Origin of the sequence: Deinococcus sp. (genome assembly GCF_030523985.1) — a bacterium.
GTDB lineage: Bacteria > Deinococcota > Deinococci > Deinococcales > Deinococcaceae > Deinococcus.
This window is the reverse complement of record NZ_JAUNHK010000130.1, coordinates 1-6,162: the sequence shown is the minus strand read 5'-3', so window position 1 is coordinate 6,162 and position 6,162 is coordinate 1. Positions and strand designations below refer to the sequence as shown.

Annotated in this window: 7 protein-coding genes and 1 pseudogene; 5 read left to right on the top strand and 3 right to left on the bottom strand. The window is 64.9% G+C overall.

The window, feature by feature from the left end:
• The 4 genes and pseudogenes from Q4C89_RS15200 to Q4C89_RS13425 form a co-directional block, all read left to right on the top strand.
• Positions 1-89 (top strand): annotated as a pseudogene (locus Q4C89_RS15200) ([LysW]-aminoadipate kinase); the annotation flags it as partial.
• A 34-nt stretch (positions 90-123) separates the two neighbouring features.
• Positions 124-405, top strand: coding sequence for a hypothetical protein (locus Q4C89_RS13435; RefSeq protein ID WP_303103132.1), 282 nt, complete (start codon positions 124-126; stop codon positions 403-405).
• 316 nt (positions 406-721) lie between these two features.
• Positions 722-1,414, top strand: coding sequence for a cytochrome c biogenesis CcdA family protein (locus Q4C89_RS13430; protein WP_303103131.1), 693 nt, complete (start codon positions 722-724; stop codon positions 1,412-1,414).
• Between the two features lie 2 nt (positions 1,415-1,416).
• Complete coding sequence (locus Q4C89_RS13425) at positions 1,417-1,620, top strand: hypothetical protein (RefSeq protein ID WP_303103130.1); 204 nt, start codon at positions 1,417-1,419, stop codon at positions 1,618-1,620.
• A 70-nt stretch (positions 1,621-1,690) separates the two neighbouring features.
• Here the strand turns inward: Q4C89_RS13425 and Q4C89_RS13420 are convergent, their stop codons facing one another.
• The 3 genes from Q4C89_RS13420 to Q4C89_RS13410 all read right to left on the bottom strand — a co-directional run bounded on the left by Q4C89_RS13420 (position 1,691) and on the right by Q4C89_RS13410 (position 5,355).
• Positions 1,691-3,223, bottom strand: coding sequence for a radical SAM protein (locus Q4C89_RS13420; protein ID WP_303103129.1), 1,533 nt, complete (start codon positions 3,221-3,223; stop codon positions 1,691-1,693).
• 162 nt (positions 3,224-3,385) lie between these two features.
• Positions 3,386-4,330 (bottom strand): DUF808 domain-containing protein, encoded by a 945-nt coding sequence (locus Q4C89_RS13415; RefSeq protein ID WP_303103128.1) that lies wholly within the window; start codon positions 4,328-4,330, stop codon positions 3,386-3,388.
• Between the two features lie 170 nt (positions 4,331-4,500).
• Positions 4,501-5,355: a DMT family transporter gene (locus Q4C89_RS13410; RefSeq protein ID WP_303103127.1), complete on the bottom strand. Its 855-nt coding sequence runs from the start codon at positions 5,353-5,355 to the stop codon at positions 4,501-4,503.
• A gap of 122 nt (positions 5,356-5,477) precedes the next feature.
• Between Q4C89_RS13410 and Q4C89_RS13405 the strand changes: the two genes are divergently transcribed.
• On the top strand, positions 5,478-6,162 hold a 685-nt coding region (locus Q4C89_RS13405), incomplete at its 3' end, for an NAD(P)-dependent oxidoreductase (protein WP_303103126.1).

Below are 6,162 nucleotides of genomic sequence, written 5' to 3'. Positions count from 1 at the left end.
GGGGCGTAGGCCGGGTCGTCTTCGGGGATGCCCGTGCCGGGAAGCCAATCACGGCGGCCCTGGAAGGTGCGGGCACGGTGGTGTCCTGACAGCCCTCAACCTGTCTGCTATCCTCCGCGCCTGATGCTGAGCAGCGCCGACTTGCTGACCTTTCTTTCCGAGCGCGGGGGCCGCGAATTCGAGGTGCAGGCAGCGATGCAAAGTGGGCGCGGCAAAAAGGCCACCACGCGCGAACTCGGTGCTTACCGCCTGACCGTGCGCGGAGAACAGGTGCAGGCCACTGGCCCCAGCGGGCAGACCCGCCTGCTGACCCGCGCCGAATTCACCGAGATCTTCGGCACCTACCGCTTTACCGAACCGCAAGCCACCGGCACACTGACCGACCTGGGGCCGCTGTTTGGGTAGCGAGTGGGAAAGGCGCAGCTCAAAAACCCCAACGGCCCCCAAAAAAACCGAGAAACGCAGAATTCAGGGGCCGTCGGGCGCGAAGCGCACGGGCCGCACACGAACAGCGAAGCAATAACTTCCAGCTCCCGTGCAGCCGAGAAACACCATCAGGCCAGCGAAATAACCGCCATTTGCACAGCGCCAGCGTAAAAGCCCCTGTCCCCTCTGGGGATAGGGGTTTGGGGTTGGGGCAGGAAGCTAAAGCCAAAGCCTCCACGCCCCATGTTCCAGCCATCAATTTCCGCGAGGGACAGCCCGCCTAGGCGCGGCGGGTATGCTGCCGGGTGTGAATCCGAGTGTTGCCCCCTCCCTGACCGTCGCTTTTCTGGCGGGGCTGGTTTCTTTCCTGAGTCCGTGCGTGCTGCCGCTGGTGCCCAGTTACTTGGGGGTGCTGGGCGGGGCCAGAGCGCCACTGGGCCGCGCCCTAGGCTTTATCGCCGGATTCGGGATGGTCTTCGTGGCCCTGGGCGCAACGGCCAGCACCCTCGGGGCCTTTCTCGCTCCTTACAAACTGCTGCTGGGCCAATTCGCCGCCGTGCTGATTCTGTTTTTCGGGCTGGTTATGCTCGGCGTGGTGCGCCTCCCCTTCCTGATGCGTGACACCCGCCAACTGGCCGACGCGGGCGGGTACGGCCCAGTCGCGCTGGGGGCCGCCTTCGCCTTCGGCTGGAGTCCCTGCCTGGGGCCGACGCTGGGCAGCATCCTCGGCCTCGCCGCCAGCACGGCCAGCCTGGGCAGCGGCGTCAAGCTGCTGGTGGCCTACACCGTCGGCCTCGCCCTCCCCTTTCTGCTGGCCGCGCTGCTGTGGGACCGCCTGAACCTGCGCCGCCTGAACAAATACGCCGGAGTTTTCGAAAAAGTGGGTGGAGCCGTCCTGGTCATCGTGGGCCTGATGATGCTGACCGGGCAGTTCACCCGCCTCGCCACCTTCTTTTTCAATGTGATGCCTGAGTGGCTTAAGGTATAACGATGGACCTCAACTCGTGGACCCCGCAGGACAAGACCCGCCGACTGGCGACCCTCATCGCCGCTTACTTCTCTACCACCGCTGGTTTCGTGTTCTGGCTGGGCCTGCACTGGCCCTGGTATCTGGCGACGCTGGCGGGAATAGTGCTGTACTTCGTGGTGTACGCGCTGTCCTATGCCGTGCTCAAGGGCGTTTTCCGGGGATAGGCGAATGAAGAAGAAGGGCTGAACGTCGGCATTTTGCCACACATTCAGCCCTTTTCCTATTTCGCCCGTATCAGACCGCCAGCCCCTGCGCGTGGGCGCTGACTTCCTTGCTCTCGTACTGGCCCGGCGGCAGGCCGATGACGGGCATATTCGCTTCAAAGTCGTCGCGCCAGCCCACTTCGTCCAGCGCCTTTTTCCACGCGCCGATGCTTTCGTTGCGGTAGATCTGGTAGGCCGCCATACCTACTTCGGGGCCACCCCGCGCAATCACCGACTCGACCCAGGCCCATTTGGCCGAGACGTTGCGGAGTTCGGCGGTGGTTCGCAGTTCCTTCTGAATGCGCTTGAGGCGCTTTTCGATGGTCTGCACGCCCGCGAAGGGATCGGCAAAGTGCGGCGTGTGGCGCTTGGGCACGAAGGGCGAAATACCCAGCGCGATGCGGTTGATCTGCGCCAGTTCCTTGGTAAACGAAATCAATTCGGTGATGTCGTCGTCGTTTTCCGGGCCGAGGCCGATCATCATGTAGACCTTGAGACCGCTGAAACCCAGGTCGCGGCTGATCTGCGCGGTCTTGAGCAAATCCTCGGTGGTGATGCCCTTTTTCAGCCAGCGGCGCAGGCGTTCAGAGGGGGCATCGCTCGCCACGGTGAAGGTTCGCAGGCCGCCCGCCTTCAGAATTTCCGCCAGTTCCGCGTCCACCGTATCGGCGCGGATGCTGCTCACGCCCAGTTTGACGCCGCGCTCGGTCAGGGTACGTCCCACAAACTTGGTGTGGGGAAAGTCCGAGAGCGCCGCGCCGACCAGCCCGACCTTTTCGGCCCACTCTGGAATCACGTCCAGCAATTCCTGGGCCTGGTTGTTGCGGTTGGGGCCGTACATCGTGCGCGCCAGGCAAAAGGTGCAGGGGCGAGGGCAACCGCGCTGGGCTTCGACCAGAAACATGTTGCTCAGCTCGCTGTGCGGCGTCACAATCTGGCTGTAGGCGGGCAAAAGTTCCTTAGGCGCGGTGGCCCACTTCGGCTCGTGGCTGTGGCGGGCGGGCAGGAAGACACCCGGCATCCCGTCAATCAGGTCGTAAAAGTCTTCGCGGCTGCTGGCCTCGCGCAGCGCCTCGGACACCACGGGCACGATCTGTTCGCCGTCCCCGATGATGATGATGTCGGCAAAGGGCGTGAGCGGGTAAGGGTTGGACGACGTGAACGGCCCACCAATCATCACGATGGGGTCGGTGTCGTCGCGTTCCTCGCGCAGGGGGGCCATGCCCGCCACGTCAATCAGGCGAATGATGTTGGTGAGGTCGAGTTCGAAACTGACGCTGATGGCAAACAGCTGGCAGTCGCCCGCGTCCCGTCCCGATTCCACCGTGGGGAGCGCCTGCCCTTGCCGCTCAAAGGCGTCCACATCGTCCGGCAAGAAGGCCCGCTCACAGGCCACGCCCTCTTCTTGGTTAAACATGCGGTAGATGACCTGATAGCCCAGTGAAGCCATACCCACGCTGTAGCGGTTAGGGAAAGCCAGGGTCACGCGAATGGGAGCCTGCTTGAACAAAGTACCGGTTTCGGCGTCCAGCAGCGGTTTGATTTCGTTGCGCCAGTAACTCAAAAGTCCTCCAGGGTGCGCCAGGAAGCCCTTTTGGTCAGTCTCAGGCGGCGCACGTCACAGCCTCACAGTATAGCGCTCAGCGGATAAGCAATAGTGCGGCAGACCGCCAAAAAAAGCCCACCGCCGCAGAAGGGGACGGTGGGAAGCAAAAGGGGTCAAGACTCAGTGGGCCGCACCACCCTTGCGGGGAATCAGGTGCAACAGGACCACAATGATTGCCCCGACCCCCAGGCCGACCATCGCCGAGCCGAGGGTTTCGACCAGCCAGAAGACCATCCCCGACAGCGCGGGAACGGCGTGGGCTGCCGCTTCGGCATCGTGGTGAATGGCGTGGGCGGCCCAGCCGTAACCGAACTTTTCCAGGCCCGCCACGACGATGTGGCCGCCGACCCACAGCATCGCCGCCGTACCGACCACCGACAGCACCGACATGACGACGGGCATCCCTTTCACCAGCGAGCGTCCGAAGGCGCGGGTGCCGCCCAGCCGACCACGGGCCATCTTGAGGCCGATGTCGTCCATTTTGACGATCAATCCGACCACGCCGTACACCAGCGCCGTAATCAGGAGCGCCACGAAAAGCAGGGTGACAGCCCGCATCCCCAGCGACAACTCGGCCACTTCGGCCAGCGCGATGACCATGATTTCCGCCGAGAGGATGAAGTCGGTGCGGATGGCCCCGCCGACCATCTGCTTCTCGTGTTCGGGCGTGCCGATGGCGGGAGCGTCGGCTGCTGCTTCCTCGTGGCCCCCGGTCAGGGCCTCGTACAGTTTTTCGGCTCCCTCGAAGCAGAGGTAAGCGCCGCCCAGCATCAACAGCGGATTGAGCGCCCAGGGCAGAAACTGACTGAGCAGCAAAATGGCGGGCAGAATCAGGACAATCTTGTTGAACAGCGACCCCTTGGCGATTTTCCAGATGACCGGCAATTCGCGTTCGGGCTGAAACCCGGCGACATAGCGCGGAGTCACGGCGGTGTCGTCGACCACCACGCCCACCGCTTTGGCCCCGGCTCGGCCCGCCGCCGCCCCGATGTCGTCCAGAGAGGAAGCCGCGAGTTTGGCGATGGTCGCCACGTCGTCGAGCAGGGCCACCAGGCCGCCGCTCATCGCAGGCTCCGGGTGGGTTGGAAGGTCAGGGCGCAGGAAACAGGAACCATCAGGCCCTTAGAGTAGCAAGGCCCACGCGCCTTCATAACGGGCGCCCCAAAAGGCATGTGGTCTGGTGTTGGCGAGGTCGAGTGGGAAACTTTCCCCTCTTCGTGCCTCCGCGCTTCTGGTCAGGCCGCCCGCCGCCGCGAGGTCAGCGAAATCCCCGCACTCGCCACCGCCACGCACAGCAGCGCCAGCCATTGCCACAGCGTCAGGCGTTCGTGCAGGAAGAGCAGGCCGCTCAGGGCAGCGATGGCCGGTTCCAGGCTCATCAGCACGCCGAAGACGTGCGCGGGGATGGCCCGCAGCGCCGCCATTTCCAGCGAGTAGGGCAGCGCCGACGACAGCAGCGCCACCGCCAGCCCCGCCAAGAGCAGGTCGGGGCGCAGCAGCCCAGCGCCCGCTTGAGCCACCCCGAACGGCAAAGTGACCAGCGCCGCCACCACCATGCCCGCCACCACACCCGTCGTCCCCGGGACGCGCTGCCCGACCTTGCCCCCTGCCAGAATGTAGGCCGCCCAGAACGCCCCCGCCAGCAGCGCCAGCCCCGCGCCCAGCAGGTCAAGCCGCCCGGCGTCTCCCCCATGCGGCGCAATCAGCACGATGCCCAGGCCCGCCAGCAGCACCCAGCCCACATCGCTGGCCCGGCGCGACAGAAAAAGCGAAAGCAGCAGCGGCCCCACGAATTCGAGGGTAACGGCCAAACCCAGCGGCAACCTCTCCAGCGCGGCGTAGAAACTCAGGTTCATCAGGCCCAGCGCGAGGCCATAGGGCACGATGGCCCGCCAGTCCGCAGGCCGCAGCGCCCGCAAATTGGGCCGGAAGACAGCCAGCAGCAGCCCCGCCGCCAGCGTGACCCGCAGCGCCGTCGTTCCCGCAGGCCCCAGCGCCGGAAACAGCGACTTGGCAAAAGCCGCGCCGCCCTGAATGCTCATCATGGACAGCAGCAGGGCGGGAATGGGAGGCAGGGCAGGGCGTTTCATGCCCTCAAGGGTAAGCGCAAGGAGGTGGGGGATATGCCGCAGCCTCAACCCATCGGCGGCTCCACCCTCAATTTCCTAGCCAGCCCGCCCACCCCCGCTCCGCCAGGGTCTACCCTGAGCACATGACTGTCCCGGATAGCCAAACGCCCCCCTTGCGCGTTCTGATTTGCGACGAAATGAACCCCGGCAACCTCGACCACGCCGGATTTGAAATCGACTACGAGGGCAATTTGGAACGCAGCGAAACCCTGCGCCGCCTGCCCGAGTACGACGCCCTGATTACCCGCAGCCGCACCAAAGTGGACCGCGAACTGATCGACGCCGCCGGGCCGCGCCTCAAGGTCATCGGACGCGGGGGCGTGGGCGTAGACAACATCGACCTCGACTACGCCAGCCGCCGGGGCTTGCTGGTGCTGAACGCACCCGAGAGCAACAACGTGTCTGCCGCCGAACTCGCGGTGATGCACCTGATGTCCGCTGCCCGAGGGCTGACCCGCAGCGACCGCAAGACCCGCGCCGGAGAGTGGGACCGCAAATTTCTGGGCCTGGAACTCACCGACAAGACGCTGGGCATTGTGGGCCTGGGGCGAATCGGCTCGATTGTGGCTGACCGGGCGCGGGGCCTGCACATGAACGTGGTGGCCTACGACCCCTACGTGCCCGAGAGCAAATTCGAGCGGCTGGGGGTAGAGCGGGCGCAAACGCTCAACGACCTGCTGAACCGGGTGGACGCCCTGACCGTGCATACCCCACTGACCGACGAAACACGCGGCATGATCGGCGCAGAGCAACTGGCGCGGCTGAAAA

Coding starts and splice junctions, on each gene's coding strand:
- Q4C89_RS13435 (WP_303103132.1), top strand. CDS start 124: ATGCTGAGCAGCGCCGACTTGCTGACCTTTCTTTCCGAGCGCGGGGGC.
- Q4C89_RS13430 (WP_303103131.1), top strand. CDS start 722: ATGCTGCCGGGTGTGAATCCGAGTGTTGCCCCCTCCCTGACCGTCGCT.
- Q4C89_RS13425 (WP_303103130.1), top strand. CDS start 1,417: ATGGACCTCAACTCGTGGACCCCGCAGGACAAGACCCGCCGACTGGCG.
- Q4C89_RS13415 (WP_303103128.1), bottom strand. CDS start 4,330: ATGAGCGGCGGCCTGGTGGCCCTGCTCGACGACGTGGCGACCATCGCC.
- Q4C89_RS13410 (WP_303103127.1), bottom strand. CDS start 5,355: ATGAAACGCCCTGCCCTGCCTCCCATTCCCGCCCTGCTGCTGTCCATG.